Source organism: Mycetocola sp. CAN_C7, from assembly GCF_015752285.1.
Lineage (GTDB): Bacteria > Actinomycetota > Actinomycetes > Actinomycetales > Microbacteriaceae > Mycetocola_A.
This window is the reverse complement of the sequence record NZ_JADOUY010000009.1, coordinates 1-18,554: the sequence shown is the minus strand read 5'-3', so window position 1 is coordinate 18,554 and position 18,554 is coordinate 1. Positions and strand designations below refer to the sequence as shown.

The following is an 18,554-nucleotide window of genomic DNA, read 5'->3' as shown; positions in this document are numbered from 1 at the left end:
GCGTCCGCGGACCTGTCTCCGATGGCCCGAGTTACGCGCTACATAACGGTTATGTAACTAGTGTGTACTTTTTATTCATGGCTTTAGTAATTGCTGTTTACTAAAGCGATGAGCAATACATCGGCGAAGATGCCGGACGGTCCGAGGGGCGTTGTGGAACCGGAGCGCCGTGATTGGCTGCCCATGAGCGACTCCCGTGGCCGTGGGAGGATTGATGCAAAGGTGCTGCCCGAAGAGGCCCGCCTGCACAACCGCTCATTGATCCTCCAGACTCTTTTTCGCGAGGGCAAGCACAGTCGCGCCGATCTGGCGCGCGTTACAGGGCTGACCAAAGTCTCTGTCTCTCATGTGGTTGAGGACCTGCTCTCGGAAGAAATGCTTTGTGAGGTGGGTACGCCAGAACTGGCGAGACGCGGAAAACCGCCCATGATGTTGGAGTTCAACATCGAAGCCTTCCAGATTATCTGCGTCGACCTTAGTCACTCGACGCTGTTTCGAGGCGCAGTCATGGGCCCAAATGGGACTGTGCTCCATCGTACGGACGTTGCCATCGAGGGGCGACGCGGACAGGAAGCACTCGCACTCGTGGTTGAGTTGCTTCAGACTCTTTTCGGCCAGCTGAGCGCGCCTGTGCTTGGTATTGGCGTCGGATCGCCGGGTGCCGTCACGTTTTCAGGCACCGTTATCCGCGCGCAGAGCCTTGGCTGGGAAGGCATTGATATCAAAGCCGTTCTCGGTGCCTGCTTCTCCTGTCACGTGAGCGTGGCGAACGACGCCAATCTCGCCGTCCAGGCCGAACGAAGCCACGCATCCGGCAGCGACGACATGATCCTCGTTCGCATCGGTCATGAGGTCGGCGCCGGTCTGCTGCTCGGAGGCGCCCAGCTCTTCGGGAGCCGCTCAGCGGCCGGTGAGATCGGCCACGTGGCCTGCGGGGTCGGCACACCGTTGCTCTGCACATGCGGCAAGAAGGGTTGCCTCGAAACAGTGCTCGCGAGCGCGCGTCTCGACACGGCGCTCAAATCAAGCTCCACCGCGGAGGCGCGCCATCAGGTTCTTGTCGACGCAGGGAAAGCGCTCGGGAACGTCCTCGCTCCCCTCGTCGTTGCGCTTGAGCTCTCCGAGATTGTCCTGAGCGGACCGCATCTTATTCTCGATGGCCCGCTTTCCGAAGCAGTGCGACTGACAGTTCGCAGCCGCGCCCTCCCAATCGCGGCCCCCGACGTACCTGTACGAATGACAGTTCTCGGAGACGACATCGTGTTGCGCGGCGCTGCGACACAGGTCATGCGGGAACAACTTGGAATTTCCTAGAACGGTCTAGGGACTGAGGAAGACGAAGTGGAAAGGAATATCGTGCACATCAAAGACGCTCTCATCGCGGTATCAATCGTGTCTGCGCTCGTGTTAACCGGGTGTAGTAGCGCCGGGACGCCTCCATCAGAGGCGACCGATGAATCGCTGGTCGTAGGCAACAACGGCGATGTCTTGACCTGGGACCCGGGTGAGATGAAAGAGGGGGCCGTCATCCACTATGCGGAGGCGGTATACGATCCTCTGCTCAGGCTGACCCCGGATGCCGCGATCGAGGGAAATCTGGCCACTGAATTCACGTACAACGAGGATCTTACCGAGTTGAGTTTGACCCTCAAAGAGGGCGTGACATTCAGCGACGGTGAAAAATTCGACGCCGATGCTGTGAAAGTCAACCTCGAAGCACGCAAGGCAGGCGCTGGGAGCGCCTCAGAGGCCGCGAAAGCAATCGAGGAGGTTGAGGTCGTTGATCCGACGCACGTCAATCTCCTCCTGAACAGGCCGAGCCCTGGTCTTCTCGCGGCTCTCGCAACGTACCTTGGCTTCATGGTGTGCCCGGGGTCGATCGAGTCTGGCGACGTCGCCACCAAGCCGATTGGATCCGGCCCCTACCTGCTCGACAGTGGGGCGTCGGAGAAGGGTGTCAGCTACAAATTCACGGCGCGCGAAGATTACTGGAACAGCGACGCCTACCCGTTCGAAAGCGTCGAGATTCGACCGTACGAGGAGTTCACCGCGCGCTATAACGCACTCACGACCGGCCAGATCCAGTTCATGTACGGAACCCCCGATATGGTTCCCCAGGCGGAGTCTGCGGGTCTCACGGTGCAATCCGTGCCGGGCGAATGGCAGGGCATCATCCTGCAGGATCGCGGAGGGGAAATGTCTCCCGCGGTCGGCGACAAGAGGGTGCGACAGGCCATCAACTATGCGCTCGACCGCGAGGCCATCCTCGAAACGCACTACGGCGGGTTTGGGCAGGTCTCGACACAGACGTTCAACCCTGGGAGCCAGGCGTGGGTAGACGACCTCAACAAGCGTTACCCGTATGACCCGGTGAAGGCGCGAGAGCTCCTGGCAGAGGCCGGCTACGCGGATGGCTTCTCTATCCCGATCTCATACTCGGAAGGATTCATGTCTCCACTCGTGCCGATCGTGGTTCAGTATCTCTCCGACGTCGGAATCACCGTTGAAGAAGTGCCCGTGAACGGGTTCGCGAACGGGGGCCTCGAGACCCTCTCAGGTCAGCCGGCGTTCATGCTCTCGTTCGCCACCAACATCCCGGCGTGGACGGACGTGCTCAACAAGCTGACTCCCGACGCGCTCTGGAACCACTTCGGTTATACGGATGAAACGGTCGAACGTCTGATCGCAGAAATCCCGCAGACTGACGGCGAGGAGCAGGCTGACCTTTATCAGGAACTGAACACGCACCTCGTTGAAGACGCCTGGTTCGCTCCAATCGCAACACTGGAGAACATCTACCTGTCGGCACCGGAGATTGCCGTGACAATGCAGCAGGCTCAGCTCTTCCCGAGCCTTCGCAACTTCGCACCGGCAGACTAGCGCTCGTGCGAGTTGGTGGGCGGCACCGATTTTGGTCCGTCCACCAGCTTGCACTCTCACCTATATAGGGACGGATCATCGATGATCAGCTACATCGCGCGTCGGCTCACAGTTGGGTTGCTGCTCGCCCTCTCCGTGGTAACGGGAATGTTCTTTTTTCTGATGTTGACCGGGTCGGACCCCGCACGCGGAGCTTTGGGCCTCTACGCGACGGCGGACCAGGTCGCGACGAAACGCATCCAACTCGGCTTGAACCGCCCCGTCGTCGAGCAATACCTCGACTGGCTCTCGAATGCCCTGCGTGGCGATCTCGGGATATCGTCCGCGCAGAACGTGAATGTTATTGACCTCATCGTCACGCGACTTCCCGTAACGGTTTCGTTGGCCCTCGGTGCGGTCCTCGTCGCCGCGACTCTCGGAGTGGTCGTCGGTCTCCTTGCCGCCCTCAAGCCGGGCATCTTCGATCGCGGCTTGCAGATCGCAATCATGCTTGGCTTCAGTCTCCCCAACTTCTGGGTGGCGATCATCCTGGCGCTCCTCTTCGCCGTCAACCTTGGATGGTTCCCGGCAACCGGGTACGTCCACATCACCGATTCACCGTCTCGATGGCTGCTGTCGATCACGCTGCCTGTCATATCACTCTCCATAGGTTCGATCGCGGCGATCGCCCAGCAGCTCCGAAACTCGGTGATCACGACGATGAGCCAGGACTACGTCCGAACACTTCGAAGCCGCGGTCTCCCCGCGCGCACAATCGTGCTCAGCCATGTGCTCCGCAATGCATCTCCGCCGGCGTTGACGATGCTCTCGTTGCAATTCATCGCAGCGATGAGTGGCGCCGCCATCATCGAACGCGTTTTCGGCCTGCAGGGCATCGGCGCTGTCGCCATCAACGCGTCAGGGAATAGCGATGTCCAGGTCATCATGGGCGTGTTGCTCTTCACCGTGCTCATCGTCGTCATTGTCAACCTGGCCATCGACATCCTCTATGCGGCAATCAACCCGAAGGTGCGAATCTCATGACCCCACTGTCTCTGCGCGGCCAGCGCGTACGGCCATGGCGCGCCGTGCTCCGGAACCCGCTCGGGGTGGTTTCCGGCTCGGTGCTTGTGCTGATCGTTTTTGCAAGCGTCTTCGCGCCATTCATCTCGCCGCACGACCCGAATTTGGTTGTCCTCTCCGAGTCCCTCAGCCCCCCGAGTGGCAATCACCCCATGGGGACCGACGGCAACGGCCGTGACATCCTCAGCCGTCTTCTGTGGGGTGGGCAGGTGAGCCTGCAGGCGGGCCTCATCATGGTGACGACCGCAGTTCTCGTCGGCGTCCCCAGCGGTCTCATCGCGGGCTATTACTCGCGCTGGTTCGACAATGTCGCCAATTGGTTCTCGAACATGCTCATGTCGCTGCCCGAGATACTCATCATCATCGTCGTGATCAGTTCCCTCGGCAGTGGTCTTGCACCCACCATGATCACTCTTGGCGTCCTGGCGTCTCCTGACCTTTTCCGGCTCACGCGCAGCACGGTTGTCGGTGTGCGCAACGATCTGTACATCGACGCCGCCCGCGTTGCCGGGCTGAGTGACTTCCGCATCATATTCCGTCATGTTCTGTCGGTCGTCCTCGGACCGGTTGTCGTGCGCATCTCGTTCATCTTCGGAATGGCGATCATCGTGCAGTCAGGGCTGGAGTTCCTGGGTTTCGGCGATGCTTCCCGGCCCAGCTGGGGCGGTGAACTGAGTACGGCTTTCCAGAGCTTCCAACGAGCACCGCAACTGGTGATTTACCCCGGTTTGGTCATCGGGCTCACCGTGATGTCGCTTGCTCTCTTCGGCACAGCACTCGCGGACACCCTGGGGGTCGGCCGAAAGTCGGTCAGACGGGAGAAGAGGAGCACACCCGTCCGCCCGGTTGTCGCCCCTGCAGACCGGCGAGGACCGCGTGCAGAGGATGCTCGTCGTGGCGAGGCCTTGCTGAGCGTCGAGGGCCTCACTGTGGGTTACCCCCAAGAGGACGGGACCTTCACCACGGTGGTGGACGACGTGTCCCTGCAGGTCTCCCGCGGTGAGGTGCTCGGTCTCGTTGGAGAGTCGGGCTCCGGTAAGACCCAGACGGTCTTCGCGCTCCTCGGTCTCCTGCCGAGTGGAGCACAGACCGTCGCGAGTGCGCTCACGTTCGACGGACACAATATCGCTGGAGCGTCGGAAAAGCAGATGCAGGCATTCCGCGGGAAACGGATCGCGTATGTGCCGCAGGAACCGATGTCCAACCTCGATCCGTCGTTCACGATCGGCACCCAACTCACCCGTCCGATGCGGAACTCGTTGGGGCTGACGAAGAAGGAAGCGACAGCGAAAGCGATCCAGCTGCTGAAGCGGGTAGGGATACAGGACCCGGCTCGCATGCTCGCGTCTTACCCGCATGAGATCAGTGGGGGGATGGCCCAGCGAGTACTCATCGCCGGCGCGGTGTCGTGTGACCCCGACGTGTTGATAGCGGACGAGCCAACGACGGCACTCGATGTGACTGTTCAGGCTGAGGTCCTGTCGCTCTTGCGCAGCCTCCAGCAGGAACGCGAGATGGGAATGATTCTTGTCACCCACAACCTCGGCGTGGTAGCTGATATTTGCGACAGGGTCGCTGTCATGCGCTCCGGGGTGATTGTCGAACAGCAGGATGCCGTCGGCCTCTTCGCCACTCCCCAACACAGCTACACGAAGGCTCTGCTCGGAGCCTCGTTGGAAGGCCTGCCCGCGCGGGCCACGCGTGTCGAAACGGAGGTAACCCGTGGCTGATTCTGCTGCCGCAATCACAAGTGCGCCGCTCCTGGAAGTTGATGGGCTCAACGTCGTCTATCCCGGCCATGGCTGGCGTCGCCCTGGCTTTCACGCCCTCCACGACGTGTCATTGCAGATCGCACCGGGCGAGACGCTCGGCCTCGTCGGCGAGTCTGGCTCAGGAAAGACCACTCTCGGGCGCGCAGTGCTCGGCCTGACCGAGGTGCAAAGCGGATCCATTCGCTTCAACGATGTCGACATCTCGAACGCCAACCGCCGCACCCGAGGCAATCTGAGCCGTGACATCCAAGTGATCTTCCAGGACCCATACTCGTCGCTGAACCCGGCGATGACCGTCGCGGATATTCTTGGCGAGCCGCTTTCCGCTCAAGGCGTCTCTCGCGTGAAAGCAGCCGCCCGAATCGATGACCTTCTGGAACGCATCGGACTGCCAGCCGACAGCGGCGTGCGGTACCCGCGTGATTTCTCCGGTGGGCAACGACAGCGCATCGCGATCGCTCGGGCGCTTGCGCTCGATCCCAAGCTCATTGTGTGTGACGAGCCCGTGAGCGCACTCGACCTCTCAACGCAAGCTCGCGTGCTCGATCTCCTGATCGACGTACAACGACGAACCGGGGTGGCCTACCTTTTCATCTCCCATGATCTCTCGGTCGTTCGCTATATCAGTCATCGGGTCGCTGTCATGCTCCGCGGCGAGATCGTCGAGTCAGGCGAGGGCGAGGTCGTTACCTCTCAGCCTTCGCACCCGTACACCCAAAAGTTGTTGCTTGCCTCCCCGATTCCGGATCCCGCGCTCCAAGCGGAACGGCGGAACCAGTACCTCGCCCTTCCTACCTTCTAACTCAGACAAAGCAAAGGTGTTCTCAATGCATTTTGGTTTCAGTTCGTACTCCTTCTACCAGCAGCTCAGGGCAGGCAATATGACCCTTCTCGATGTCATCGACTGGGTATCCGCAAGCGACGCGACTCATCTGGAAATTGCGACCGTGTCACTGTCTCCAGAGATATCCAACGACACCTCGGCCCTCGACCGTTCGCCTGACCTCGTCCGTGCGATCAAGCAGCGGGCCGCCGATAACGGCGTGGTTCTGTCGAACCTGGTCGTTCCCGCTGACCTGGTCGGCGAGAATCGCAGCGCCGACTTCGAACGGCTCAAGCGGCATATCGACGTAGCCGCAGAATTGGGGATTTGCCTTTTCAGACACGACGTTGCCAAGTGGGGCTTCACCGTCGCGAGCATTGCAGAGCACGAGGCCCTGCTGTTGCGCGCCGCCGACGCATGCCGCGAACTGGCTCAGTACGCGGCGCAATACGGCATAACAACCAGTGTGGAAAACCACGGTCTATGGATGAACGGCAGCGAGCGGGTACGTCGGCTGATCCACCTGGTCGACGCCCCCAACTTCAAGACGACTCTCGACGTCGGTAATTTCATGTCTGTCGATGAAAATCCCGTCGTGGCGGTCGCTGCCAACGCTCCGTTTGCATCGATCATTCACCTGAAGGACTTCTACGTTCGCAGTCAATTCCCGGGTGACGGGTGGCACCATACCCCCGGTGGGTCTTACCTGCTCGGGTCGATCGTCGGTTTCGGCGACCTGGACATGCGGGGGATCATGCGTGGCATCGTGGATTCCGGATTCGACGGCTTCATCTCGATCGAATTCGAGGGGATAGAAGAGTGCTTGACGGCGGCTCCTATCGGACTCGCCAACGCCAAACGCCTCATGGCTGAGGCGGTGGCCGCGAAATGACGAAACTTGGAGTCGGAGTAGTTGGGGTTGGCAGCATCGCAGAGATGCATCTCGGTGCCTACGCGGCAAACCCAAACGTGCAGCTCGTCGGTGTCTATGACCAGAACCGCGAGCGTGCCGCGCAAAAAGCAGCGAGCTTCGGTGCGGAGTACAGTTTCGACAGCTTGGAGGAGATGCTCGCTGACCCGCGAATCGACGCGATCAGCGTCTGCACGTGGAACGACAGCCACGCAGCCATCTCCATTGCGGCGTTGGAGGCGGGCAAGCACGTTCTTGTCGAGAAGCCGCTCAGTCGCGAATACCACGAGGCTGAAGCTATTGCCGACGCAGCCAAGCGCAGCGACAAGCGGATTCAGGTAGGTTTCGTGCGTCGGTTCGGCGGCAACGCCGTAACCCTGAAATCGTTCATCGATGCCGGTCGACTGGGAACGATTTATCACGCTCGCGCCGTCAATATCCGACGGCTCGGCAATCCAGGTGGCTGGTTCGCGGACAGCAGCCGGTCCGGTGGCGGCCCGCTGATCGACATCGGGATACACGTGCTCGACCTGTGCTGGTTTCTGATGGGCTGCCCACGTGCTACGACGGTGAGCGCTGTCTCGCACAGCGTTCTCGGCAACCGTGCGAACGTTACGTCACTCTCGCGCTACAAGGTGGCCGACTACGATCCTGCGCTTAACGATGTGGAAGATTTCGTCACCGCTCTCATCCGCTTCGAGAATGGTGCATCGCTGACGCTGGACACGAGCTACTCACTGCATGCCTCGTCCGACCAGCTCTCAGTCTCGGTATTTGGAGACCGAGGTGGAGCGGAGCTTGAACCTGAACTGCGTCTCGTTACCGAGGATCTCGATACCGTCCTGAATATCGTTCCTCAGATCGATCACTCGACGTTCGACTTCGCGGAGGGGTTTGCCAACGAGATCGCTCATTTTGTGAAGCTTTGTCAGGGCGACGCCCTTGACATCGCTCCTATTGAACACGGTGTCGAAATGATGCGCATTCTCAGCGGAATCTACGATTCGGCGCGAATGGGTGTTGAAGTTGACCTGGCATGACGCAGACGGCGTCGTCGTGCGGGTCGGCGTCATTGGCTGCGGAAATGTGAGCACGAAGTACCTCAAGAATCTTATTGGCCGTCCGAGCATCCGGATTGTTGCCTGCGCCGACACTGACCGGACACGTGCAGAGACCCTGGCTTCGCAATATCCGGGAATGAGGGCGTGCAACGTCGAGGAGCTCCTCTTCGCGAGTGATATCGATCTCGTTCTGAATCTGACCGCTCCGGCGGCGCACTTCGACGTCAGCATGGCTGTTCTCCGAGCCGGTAAGCACGTGTACTCGGAGAAACCCCTGGCCACGACTCTCGACGATGCGCGCGCGCTCGTAAGGGAGGCCGAGGTGGCGAGGCTTCGGATCGGGGTCGCCCCGGACACGTTCCTTGGCGCCGGAACCCAGAGAAATATCCGGTTGCTTGAAGACGGCGCGATTGGGACCCCAATCTCTGTCAGCGCTGCCGTACTGAACGCCGGGCCGGAGCGGTTTCACCCGCATCCCGATTTTCTCTATCAGAACGGAGCCGGCCCGCTTTTTGATATTGGCCCGTACTACGTAACCGTCCTCACAGCAATGCTCGGGCCAGTGGCGCGTGCCGCGGCGTTCGCAGTGTCGGGGCGTAAGGAACGCGAGATACTCACAGGGCCACGCACCGGAGAACGCTTCGAGGTGGAGACTCCGACCCACGTCACCGCAATCTTGCAGTTTCGGCACGGGAGTACCGCGACGCTAACGACCAGTTTCGACGTTGTGCAGACCGGGATGCCCAACCTCGAAATTTATGGCGTACAGGGGACGATTTCGGCTCCACAAGCCAATTCATGGGGTGGTCCGATCTTCATCTCTACTGGAGAGAATGCGAGTTTCGTTGAGGTGCCTCTTAGCGCGGACGCCGAGCATGGGTATATGGGGATGGGGCTTGTCGATCTGGCCGCAAGTATCGTTGAATGTCGACCTCACCAGGCGAGCGGGACGCGAGGATTCCACGTGTTGGAGGTTCTTACAGCTATCTCGGAATCAGCCCGCAGAGGCGGAGTACTGATCGATGTCACTTCCACGACGGAAGAAGTATCGACTGGCGCCGTCTAAGCCTCAATCCACCGGTTCGGTTGTGAGTCTGACGGCGAGTTAAACCGAGAATGCCTTACTGATCGGGAAAAATAGAGCTTGTCTAGAGTTCTGTTTCACCGAAAAGGAAGGCATCTCGTAGATGCAACTTTCTCACACCTCCGCGGCGCTGTCAGCAACGTTCGATGAATCGAATCTCGTGTCGGCCGCCGGGCTGGTGCCCGCGATTGCGTTGGCGGTGAGAACCGGTTTGGGTGACCTGACTGATCAGCGGTTGAGCCTGCCAGGGTACTTCGGCGCGAACGCAGGTTTGAAGGTCACCGCCTTGGTGGCTGGGATGGTCGCCGGAGCCGATTCGATTGACGATATGGCAGTGCTGCGCCACGGCGGGATGAGCTTTTTATCGGTGCTTACGCACCCTCGACCCTGGGTTCGTTCCTGCGAGCCTTCACCTTCGGTCACGTCCGCCAACTCGACGCGGTCGCTTCCCGCTGGCTCCAACGGTTAGCGGCCGCGACTCCGATCACGACGGGTGTTGACGAGTACGCCATCGTCGATATCGATGACACCATCAAGGAAGTCCACGGTTATCAGATGAGTATTTGGTGCCTTGAGAGCCACCCGATCGTGCGGTTTAGAGCCAGCGATCGTGCGGAAGAGAGCCAGTGGTGGTGTGGTGGGGAGCCACTGGCTCTCGGCCCGATTGTTAAGCGCTGGTGAGGGCGGTCTACTCCTGTCGACGACGGGTGAATACTGACCCCATAGCGTCGGATGAATATTGACCCCTCCGACATCCTTGGAGGGTGATTTCAGTGGAAGATTGGGCAGAGATTCGTCGTTTGCATCGGGCCGAGCAGGTTCCGATCAAGGAGATCGTGCGCCGGTGGGGGTGGCACGTAACACGGTGCGCGCAGCGCTGGCGTCGGACGAGCCACCGGGGTACTCGCGTTCGTCGAAAGGGTCGTTGGTCGACGCTGTCGAGGGCGAGGTGCGCAAGCTGCTGCGTGATTTCCCGCGAATGCCAGCGACGGTCATCGCGGAGCGCATCGGTTGGGAGCACTCGATCACGACCTTGAAAGACCGCATCCGCCAGATCCGACCCGAGTATGCGGGCGTCGATCCAGCGGACCGGATCGTGCACGAGCCCGGGGCCGCGACGCAGTGCGATCTGTGGTTTCCCGAGCCAAAGATTCCGGTCGGGCACGGGCAGTCGTTGATGCTGCCGGTGTTGGTGATGACGTTGACGTTCTCGAAGATGCTCACCGCGGTGATGATCCCTTCCCGGCAGGCCGGGGACATTCTGGCGGGCATGTGGCAGCTGATCGCGGGTATCGGCGCAGTCTCGAAAACGTTGGTGTGGGATCGGGAATCCGCGATCGGTGGGACCGGGAAAGTGACGGTGCCGGCAGCGTCGTTCGCGGGCACGTTAGCGACCAGGATCGTGTTGGCGCCGCCGCGAGATCCAGAGTTCAGGGCATGGTTGAACGCAATAACGGGTTCCTGGAGACTTCGTTCCTTCCCGGGCGCAGCTTCGCCTCACCGGAGGACTTCAACACACAACTGGCGGCTTGGTTACCGAGGGCTAACACCAGGACGGTGCGGTCGTTGGCCGGGCGGCCGGTGGACGTGCTCGAGCGGGACCGGGCCGCGATGACCGCGTTGCCGCCGATGCCGCCAGTGACCGGGCTCCGTAGCCGGGTGCGTCTGGCCCGCGACTACTACGTGCGTATCGATTCGGTCGACTACTTGGTCGACCCGCGAGTGATTGGCCGCCTGGTGGACGTGACCGCGACCCTGACCCGGGTCCTCGTCACCTGCGGCGGTCAAGTCGTCGCCGACCATGCAAGGTGTTGGGCGGACCGGGTCGTCGTCACCGACCCGGCCCACGTCGCCGCGGCGAAGAGTCTGCGGCGCTCGTTTGCCGATGACCGGCGTGCTCGGGACAGAGCACACACCAAACCCCGGGAGCACACCGTCGTTTTCCGGGCGTTACCGGACTACGACGCCCTGTTCGGGATCGATTTCCCGGTGAACCTGGCCACTGGAGAGGTCCTCGACTGATGGCTGCCGAGAAGATCGCCTCGACGATGGGTTACCTAGTGCGGGCGTTGAAGACGCCCACGATCGGCCGCGTCTGCGAATCGTTGGCCGATCAGGCGCGCGACGAGGCTTGGTCCCACGAGGAATACCTCACCGCGGTCCTCCAACGCCAGGTCGCCGACCGGGAGGCCAACGGCACGAGCCTGCGGATCGCGGGGGCACACTTCCCGCAGGTGAAGACGTTGGAGGACTTCACTCTGGACCATCAGCCCTCGCTGCGCCGCGACGTGCTCGCTCACCTGGCCACTACAACGTTCGTGGCGAAGGCAGAGAACGTGGTCCTGCACGGCCCGCCCGGGGTCGGGAAGACCCACCTCGCGATCGGCCTGGGCGTGAAGGCCGCCCAAGCCGGTTACCCGGTGTTCTTCGACACCGCGACCGGGTGGGTGGCCCGGCTTGGTGCTGCGCACGCGGCGGGCCGGCTCGACGCGGAGCTGAAACGGTTGCGACGTTACCGGCTCCTGCTGATTGACGAGGTCGGCTATCTACCGTTCGACGCGGACGCAGCGAATCTGTTCTTCCAACTCGTTGCGTCTCGTTACGAGCAAGGTTCGATCTTGGTCACTTCGAACATGCCCTTCGGGCGGTGGGGCGAGATCTTCTCCGACGACATCGTCGCCGCGGCCATGATCGACCGTCTCGTCCATCACGCGGAGGTCCTCAGCTTGTCCGGAGAGTCCTACCGCACCCGGGCCCGCCGCGACCTTATCGCGGCGACAAACGCTGGCAACGGCAACTAACCAACACAGCAAAACCAAACAGAGGGGGTCAATTTTCAGATGACGATACAGGGTCATTTTTCGGCCGACGTTGACAAAAGGTGAAAAAGGAAAGGGTTCAACGGCGCCGCGCAGCGGCTCGATCAGTGGCCGGCCTCCGTGCCGGCTTTTTGGATCCAAGATGTGGCGCATAACAGCTCCAATCGGGGCAGTTAACTTCCCAGCGGTCGTCCCTGTCGGAATCCTCCGGGATTTCGTGGGAATGGTTCTCCGTTGTTGAACTCGACCGCGAGCCGTTCGAGTTCCCGCTCGAGAGCCCCATCAACGAGCGCGGCCATCGAGCTGTACCCTCCTTCGTACCCGGCCGTTCGAAGCACAGCCGTTTCGGCTCGCTTCTTGAGCGAGACACGGAGCCCGAAGGTCACAGGCCTTTTCTCGTCGGTCTCGACTGGGCTTCTGCGCGGCCGATTCGATTCACGAGTCTGGGGAGTTGGGGCGATCGTTGGTTCGTTATCGACCGAGGGGACGACAGCCGGAGGATCGATTGTGGTCGAGGTGCGCACTTCTTCTACTTGGGGCGAGAGTTTGATGGGGCTTGCGCTCCCTGGCCGTCGGCGGCTTGGTGTAGTCATGCTGCTTTTCCCTTAGGAGCGAGGAACCGGGCTTGGTAGGCGCGAGCGACTGCGTCGTAGATGGCAACGGTCTTACGTCCGTTCCTGTCGTGCCAGTCCGATAGGGAAACCGCGGCAGCGTCCGCCTCTGCGAAACGGGACCACTCGGGTATATAGGGCGGGTTCAGGAGATCGGAACCGTCCGGGAGTTTCACCACTCCCCCGAGGTTCCAGACGAGATCGCCGAATTGCTCGCGTAGCCCTTCGATTTGGTAGTCGTGTTCGCTGGTCGCCTTCCTCCGCGTTACTACGACGCCGCCCACACTGAGGTCTGGGTTACCAATATCCATTGCGTGACGAGTGACGAAGTCATTCACCCGGATTGCAGCCTCAACGGAGTCATAATTTGGGTCGGTAGGAATGATGATCGTGTCTGCAGCTGCCATCGACATTTGGACGAGATGCCCGAGGTCAGGCCGGGTGTCAACGAGGATGACATCGTAATCCTCACTCCAGCCCTCGAGCGCCTTCTTAAGCCTTCGTACCGCGCCTACAACACCAGCCTCGGTCTCCCTGTTGATTAGGTCAAACCGTGAAGGGAGCACGTCGATATTTCCGGCTTCCACCGTCGGTGTTCCATCTGGGAGCGTCCATCGGCATCCGACCACGGCACCCTCTGCGACACCAACCTGGTCCGCCTTGATCACTTCCGACATCGTGACAATTGGTTCGGTTGGATCCCAATCCACGCCTAGGCGTCGAGTGGCGTTTGCCTGGGGATCCATATCAACCACAAGTACTTGCCAATTTGCGCGGGCAAGCGCCGCAGCGAGTTGCACAGTCAGCTCTGTCTTGGACACGCCGCCCTTGTTATTCGCTACAACCGTTGTATGTGCCAACTGCGCACCCTTTCTTCGAGCCGGTAAACAATACTTGTTTGTGTTTACTGGATTACTTGCAAATCAAGTATTGCGTTGCAATGGTTTATTGCATTGATCGACACGCGGAAGGCAATAAATACCATGAATACAATACTTCTTTGTCTTACAAGACTTGTTTTTATTGCATTTTGCGATTCTTAGCGCTTGAGGCCAAGATCTGAGTGCGGGCGGATGGGCCGCGTCTGCAAGAGAGTCATGAAGTTCTCGATGCGCTGCATCCCTGACGTGGGGTCGGGAGTGGCTCCGAGCGACACGAGTCGATCTTTTCCGTCCGCGCTGGTGATGAGGAGGCAGGGATAGTGCTCTTCTCGCTCGCCGGGGCCGCGACTGAACAGGTTGTTGCCAAGATGTTCTTCGACGTGAGTGACGGCGTCGATGTTCAACCATTGGTCGTCTGCGCCGATCGCCGGTCTGCCATCGCTGTCGTATTCCGTGATAACGAGTTTCACGAAATTGCTCATGGGTGCACTCCTGTCCGACTTGTGGGGGTTGGCTTGAGCGTAATTTTCTGTCGACTCCGGCCGGACGGATCCCGTCCAGCTGTGGAGAAGTTCTGGTTGGCGGGGGAGTGTGAGGGGAATCACCCCTCACGGCGGGCCGCCCTGGCCGCCCCGCCCCGCCGGATATAGGTGTTCGAGTGCGGCCATTGCGATTTCGAGGGCACGCTCGGGTGTCATTCCTGCCGGGTTGACCTTCCCCGGAATGTAGCGGGTCGTCAGCGGCGCTTTCTCGGTTGAACGGGCGACGCTCAGCCCACCAGCGAGAACGGGGGTGCTGAGTCGTTCGTTCTCAAGGATCCACAGCCTGTAATGCGCGTTCTGTTCCCTGGTCGGTCTGCTGATCAGCCGCGGAGACGGCCGGTGCATCCTCGCGGCCCATGCTTTCCGTTCCTTTCGAAGTGCGGCCGTGTTGCCCGGTTCCGGGCTGAGGAATCGGTGAGCTGGCATGCGACGTGCGGTCTCGCGGCCGACGTACGGTTTCAGGTTCTCCTCCACTCGTTCCCAGCGCTTTCTGGCTGCTTCGCGCGAAGCCGTGGCAGGGTTCTGCCATTGGGAGACATTGAACAGCAGCAGGTGAAGGTTGGGGGACCGTGCTCCTTCTGCCCTGATTTTTTCGATCCGCGTTGTAGAGGCTGTGGCGAGGCCGTGGAAGAACGCTGATGCTGCTTTTCGGGATTGTGCGATTTCCTGGCTGGTCCTCAACGTGAGGTGGCCTGTGGTCGTGGTGGTCATGTCTCTCTCCCCTTGGACAACTTGTTTTTTTGCCTTCCGGCGAGAGAAATCGATAGCGACCGGGAGTACCGCAGTGCCCGGAATCTCGGGCGAAATAAGGGAGCGTGCGACCGCGTCCGAGATTGTGGGTGACGCAGGTGCGGAGGGAGCTACGATGACCGGCCGGAATGGTCACAAAGGCTCAGCAAACAGCGCCGTGCAGCGGCTCCGACGGGTTGGGCTTTGCAGCGGCTACGCCGCTGCTCCGCGAAACGAACCAGAACGGAGTGGAACCGTGACTCTGGTGACTGGCTGTCGCCTGGTGGGGGAGTGTGAGGGGGCGCCGGCCTCCTCACGGCTGGCCTGAGCGTGTCCCAGGCCAGCCGTGCCCGGTCTATAGGCGGCGGAGCATGGCAACGACGCGGGGGAGCGGGACGGCACACCTCGTCCAGGATCTTGGGCTCGGGTTTGCGGCTTGCTGCTGCGGTGATCAGCGCCACCTGGTGGTCGGTGAGGCTGAGGCTTCCGCCGGTTTCGGTGTAGACACCGAGAGCCAAAGCGTTGCCGAAGACCGCAGTGGGGGGTACCGAGCACGCCCAACGACGCCTTCCTCCTCCAGATAGACTTTCGTGAGATCTTGAAGGGCCAGTCGGACACACCACGATGGGTGACTCCTGCACCAAGCCACCGCACCAACATTCAGCACTGCGACGGCGACCAGCGCCATTCGACGCGAGAGCCGCTCGCCCGCTACGGTGGAGCGAAGCGGACTAGTAGAGCGTGCGTCACGGTTACCATCCGCGACGGACTGATGGGGGCAGATGCGATGGCCGAGCCCATAAGCGGCGCCCATCAGGGGACCATCGAAGCCACCCTGATTGCTCGGATCCTCATTGAGGTTCAAGCTTTACTCTGGGCACGGTCGAGCCCCTTGGCGACAACGACTGGGCTTGACTCCGAATTTCGGAGACAAGCGGAGTCCATCCTGGATGAGGCGCTACTCGCCCTGAAGACCGGCGGGTTCAACCCATCTCCGGTGTCGGTCGAGTATGGTGACCGCGCGAGCATGACCAACACTGGATTGCTTCGAGCAACTCAGAACCGTCATCCTGCGGACAGCCTCATGGCTGCAGAGGCGCTTTTCGGAGTTGCATTGCCCTCGTGGTCACGTACGCACAAACAGAAACCGAGAGCGCAACCATAGCCGTAGCTCAAATCCTCCATCACGCAGTTTGGCGTCGATTCCCTCCCGGCGCGATCGCGTACACGGAAGCTCTCCGTCAGAAGATCAGCACCGCGAATCAGGAGAGCCGCAACTATGTCGCGCGCGAGCTGCATGACCGCGTTGCTCACAACCTCGCAGCCTCGATCCAACGAATCGAACTCGGTGTCTTAGATTTGGATGGGGCTGAGGGCTCCCAACATTTCGACGCCGCGGCGTGCATAATCCGGACCGCACTCACCGACGTGCAGTCGATCTCCTTTGACCTGCGACAACGCGTAGGGACAGACTTTCTCGACGACGCCATAAGGAAATATGTCGACAACGTCATCGGGACAGAATCGGAAATAGTGGTCGTCTCGGAGGGCTCACCCCGCCTCTTACCCTCTGCGCAAGCTGAAGAGCTCTTCATGATCGCTATCGAAGCGATCCGAAACTCCCGCCGCCATGCGGGGCCCGCGTCAAGGGTGATGGTCTCGCTTGTCTGGCGAGATGCGGATTTGAGCTTGTTCGTGGTCGACGACGGTCCCGGAATCCCAAAAGACGCGACCAGTGCCAAATCGCTCGGAATCATCGGGATGGAGGAGCGAGCCGGCGCCATAGGCGCCGATATGTCCGTGCATTCAACCAAGTCCGGAGTAGCGGTCCACATTCACCTGCCACTGTCTTCGAAGGTGGACGGGACGTGACCTCTCTGCGGGTGATCGTTCTCGACGACCACGATCTCTTCCGGGAAGGCCTGGTGGCACTCCTGGAAAAGAGCTCGGAGATCGTCGTAGTTGGTGAGGCCAACAACTCTTGGGATGCTGTGCCGATGACACGAGCGACAACTCCAAACGTAGTTCTCCTCGACATCGACATGCCGGGACCATCGGCCTACACGACGGTGCGAGCTCTGAAACGGACAAGCCCCGCAACCCACGTAGTCATCCTTACAATGCACGCGGATCGCGTGCTTGAGGCCGAACTGGTCGAAGCAGGCGCTTCCGCCTACCTCACAAAGTCGCTTCGCAGCTCCGATCTCATCTTGGCGTTGCAGCGCATGGGACAGGTTCGCCGACCCGAGGGGGGCGGCAATAGGGAAAGACCTGAGCGGCGGAGACTTCTCTCTGCGAGGGAGGATCAAGTACTCCAAATGCTCGGTAGGGCGATGACAAATGCTGCAATAGCGGAGAGCTTGTCAATACAAGTTGGAACAGTCAAACGCCATGTGAGTAATCTCTACTCAAAACTTGGCGCTACATCGCGGATAGATGCGTTGAATAGGGCTACCCGGATTGGACTCACTGGGGAGCCCCCGCGATCAAGAGCCGCTGGGGCGACCGTCCCTCATGGGAACGAGGACCAACTCGGCAGGTTGGAGCGTCCGGAAGATGGGCCGAAAGACACATATTCTTCAAGCCTCAATCAGACATAACCTGCGCGGAGGGAATCTGTACAAGCTGCGCAGTGCCACTGCTTTGGAAACTTAACGACTTCTTGCGCAGTAGCTCAATATGCAAGGGGAGAAACATGCCGTCGACTAAAAGAGGGCGGTTAGCTTTGAGGTTGGTCGGTGCGTTGCTAGCTTTCGGCGGCATCGTCCTTGCTCTCCTCTTTGCAGCCATTCGTGAACGATACTCGAAACCCTGACTACTATTGCCAAGCGCTGGCGCCGGCACCTGTAGCGGTTATCGAACCGGTCGAAGCGGGGGCAACCGGGGAGGTCACCTACCTGCCTCTAGGCGTGTCCTGCACCTTCCGGTCGGCGGAAGGGCAAGAGCTCACTGTCCCAACAAGTTGGGAGACCACCTTTGCGTTAGCTGGCGGTATTTGCATTTCCGGTCAAGTCCCGTGGAGTGGTGTAGCCATGTTTCCTTCGGTCGGTGGGGTTAGGCGCTGAGTTCGAGGGTGAGCTGGTCGGCCACCTCCTCGTTCGTTTTGGAGACGAGAGTGAGGCGGCTCTTGGCAAGGATGTCGAGGCCGAGGTAGCGGCGCCCTTCAGCCCACTCGTCGGTCTGCTCGGCGAGGACGGCGCCGACGAGGCGGGTGATCGCGTCGCGGTGGGGGAAGATCCCAACGCTGTCGGTGCGGCGGCGGATCTCCCGGTTCAAACGCTCGTTCGGGTCTGCTGCACGGAAAGGTGACATCTGATCTGGCTTGCCCGGGAGGGCGGCCTGGAAGGATGGCATTGTGCCTAAGCCCTACCCGAGCGAGT

Annotated in this window: 14 protein-coding genes and 3 pseudogenes; 13 read left to right on the top strand and 4 right to left on the bottom strand. The window is 60.6% G+C overall.

Annotation, left to right across the window (positions count from 1 at the left end; genetic code table 11):
* Nucleotides 1-108: 108 nt before the first annotated feature.
* From IWX78_RS15395 to istB, 11 genes and pseudogenes are all read left to right on the top strand, one after another.
* The gene (locus IWX78_RS15395; RefSeq protein ID WP_334684787.1) at nt 109-1,314 is read left to right on the top strand and encodes an ROK family protein; all 1,206 of its coding nucleotides are present in this window, start codon (nt 109-111) and stop codon (nt 1,312-1,314) included.
* 78 nt (nt 1,315-1,392) lie between these two features.
* Nucleotides 1,393-2,880, top strand: coding sequence for an ABC transporter substrate-binding protein (locus tag IWX78_RS15390; RefSeq protein WP_196834522.1), 1,488 nt, complete (start codon nt 1,393-1,395; stop codon nt 2,878-2,880).
* A gap of 81 nt (nt 2,881-2,961) precedes the next feature.
* Complete coding sequence (locus tag IWX78_RS15385) at nt 2,962-3,903, top strand: ABC transporter permease (protein WP_196834521.1); 942 nt, start codon at nt 2,962-2,964, stop codon at nt 3,901-3,903.
* Complete coding sequence (locus IWX78_RS15380) at nt 3,900-5,672, top strand: dipeptide/oligopeptide/nickel ABC transporter permease/ATP-binding protein (protein ID WP_196834520.1); 1,773 nt, start codon at nt 3,900-3,902, stop codon at nt 5,670-5,672. The genes IWX78_RS15385 and IWX78_RS15380 overlap by 4 nt, the downstream gene beginning before the upstream one ends.
* Nucleotides 5,665-6,516, top strand: coding sequence for an ATP-binding cassette domain-containing protein (locus IWX78_RS15375; RefSeq protein ID WP_196834519.1), 852 nt, complete (start codon nt 5,665-5,667; stop codon nt 6,514-6,516). The genes IWX78_RS15380 and IWX78_RS15375 overlap by 8 nt, the downstream gene beginning before the upstream one ends.
* 25 nt (nt 6,517-6,541) lie before the next feature.
* Nucleotides 6,542-7,429, top strand: coding sequence for a sugar phosphate isomerase/epimerase family protein (locus IWX78_RS15370; RefSeq protein WP_196834518.1), 888 nt, complete (start codon nt 6,542-6,544; stop codon nt 7,427-7,429).
* Entirely contained in the window at nt 7,426-8,487 is a 1,062-nt protein-coding gene (locus IWX78_RS15365; RefSeq protein ID WP_196834517.1) for a Gfo/Idh/MocA family protein, read from the top strand. The genes IWX78_RS15370 and IWX78_RS15365 overlap by 4 nt, the downstream gene beginning before the upstream one ends.
* Complete coding sequence (locus IWX78_RS15360) at nt 8,474-9,574, top strand: Gfo/Idh/MocA family protein (RefSeq protein WP_196834516.1); 1,101 nt, start codon at nt 8,474-8,476, stop codon at nt 9,572-9,574. The genes IWX78_RS15365 and IWX78_RS15360 overlap by 14 nt, the downstream gene beginning before the upstream one ends.
* 121 nt (nt 9,575-9,695) lie before the next feature.
* Nucleotides 9,696-10,147 (top strand): annotated as a pseudogene (locus IWX78_RS15355) (IS1380 family transposase); the annotation flags it as partial.
* A 209-nt stretch (nt 10,148-10,356) separates the two neighbouring features.
* Nucleotides 10,357-11,614, top strand: a pseudogene (gene istA / locus IWX78_RS15350) (IS21 family transposase).
* Nucleotides 11,614-12,393 (top strand): IS21-like element helper ATPase IstB, encoded by a 780-nt coding sequence (gene istB / locus IWX78_RS15345; RefSeq protein ID WP_196834515.1) that lies wholly within the window; start codon nt 11,614-11,616, stop codon nt 12,391-12,393. Before istA ends, istB begins: the two are co-directional and overlap by 1 nt.
* A 607-nt stretch (nt 12,394-13,000) precedes the next feature.
* Here istB and IWX78_RS15340 read toward each other — a convergent pair.
* The 3 genes from IWX78_RS15340 to IWX78_RS15330 form a co-directional block, all read right to left on the bottom strand.
* Complete coding sequence (locus IWX78_RS15340; protein ID WP_196834514.1) at nt 13,001-13,882, bottom strand: ParA family protein; 882 nt, start codon at nt 13,880-13,882, stop codon at nt 13,001-13,003.
* A 179-nt stretch (nt 13,883-14,061) separates the two neighbouring features.
* Nucleotides 14,062-14,385: a hypothetical protein gene (locus IWX78_RS15335; RefSeq protein WP_196834513.1), complete on the bottom strand. Its 324-nt coding sequence runs from the start codon at nt 14,383-14,385 to the stop codon at nt 14,062-14,064.
* Nucleotides 14,386-14,511: 126 nt separating this feature from the next.
* A complete protein-coding gene (locus IWX78_RS15330; protein WP_196834512.1) occupies nt 14,512-15,156 on the bottom strand; it encodes a hypothetical protein in 645 nt (214 codons plus the stop codon).
* Nucleotides 15,157-16,296: 1,140 nt separating this feature from the next.
* On the opposite strand from IWX78_RS15330, the gene IWX78_RS15325 reads away from it, so the two are divergent.
* Together IWX78_RS15325 and IWX78_RS15320 are read left to right on the top strand one after the other, a co-directional pair.
* Complete coding sequence (locus tag IWX78_RS15325) at nt 16,297-17,046, top strand: sensor histidine kinase (protein ID WP_196834511.1); 750 nt, start codon at nt 16,297-16,299, stop codon at nt 17,044-17,046.
* Nucleotides 17,043-17,774 (top strand): response regulator transcription factor, encoded by a 732-nt coding sequence (locus IWX78_RS15320; protein ID WP_196834510.1) that lies wholly within the window; start codon nt 17,043-17,045, stop codon nt 17,772-17,774. The genes IWX78_RS15325 and IWX78_RS15320 overlap by 4 nt, the downstream gene beginning before the upstream one ends.
* Before the next feature lie 454 nt (nt 17,775-18,228).
* Here IWX78_RS15320 and IWX78_RS15315 read toward each other — a convergent pair.
* Nucleotides 18,229-18,465, bottom strand: a pseudogene (locus tag IWX78_RS15315) (transposase); the annotation flags it as partial.
* Nucleotides 18,466-18,554 lie beyond the last annotated feature (89 nt).

What these genes read in the sequence shown, in the direction of transcription:
- IWX78_RS15395 (WP_334684787.1), top strand. Translation starts at nt 109, where the DNA reads ATGAGCAATACATCGGCGAAGATGCCGGACGGTCCGAGGGGCGTTGTG.
- IWX78_RS15385 (WP_196834521.1), top strand. Translation starts at nt 2,962, where the DNA reads ATGATCAGCTACATCGCGCGTCGGCTCACAGTTGGGTTGCTGCTCGCC.
- IWX78_RS15380 (WP_196834520.1), top strand. Translation starts at nt 3,900, where the DNA reads ATGACCCCACTGTCTCTGCGCGGCCAGCGCGTACGGCCATGGCGCGCC.
- IWX78_RS15370 (WP_196834518.1), top strand. Translation starts at nt 6,542, where the DNA reads ATGCATTTTGGTTTCAGTTCGTACTCCTTCTACCAGCAGCTCAGGGCA.
- IWX78_RS15365 (WP_196834517.1), top strand. Translation starts at nt 7,426, where the DNA reads ATGACGAAACTTGGAGTCGGAGTAGTTGGGGTTGGCAGCATCGCAGAG.
- istB (WP_196834515.1), top strand. Translation starts at nt 11,614, where the DNA reads ATGGCTGCCGAGAAGATCGCCTCGACGATGGGTTACCTAGTGCGGGCG.
- IWX78_RS15335 (WP_196834513.1), bottom strand. Translation starts at nt 14,385, where the DNA reads ATGAGCAATTTCGTGAAACTCGTTATCACGGAATACGACAGCGATGGC.
- IWX78_RS15330 (WP_196834512.1), bottom strand. Translation starts at nt 15,156, where the DNA reads ATGACCACCACGACCACAGGCCACCTCACGTTGAGGACCAGCCAGGAA.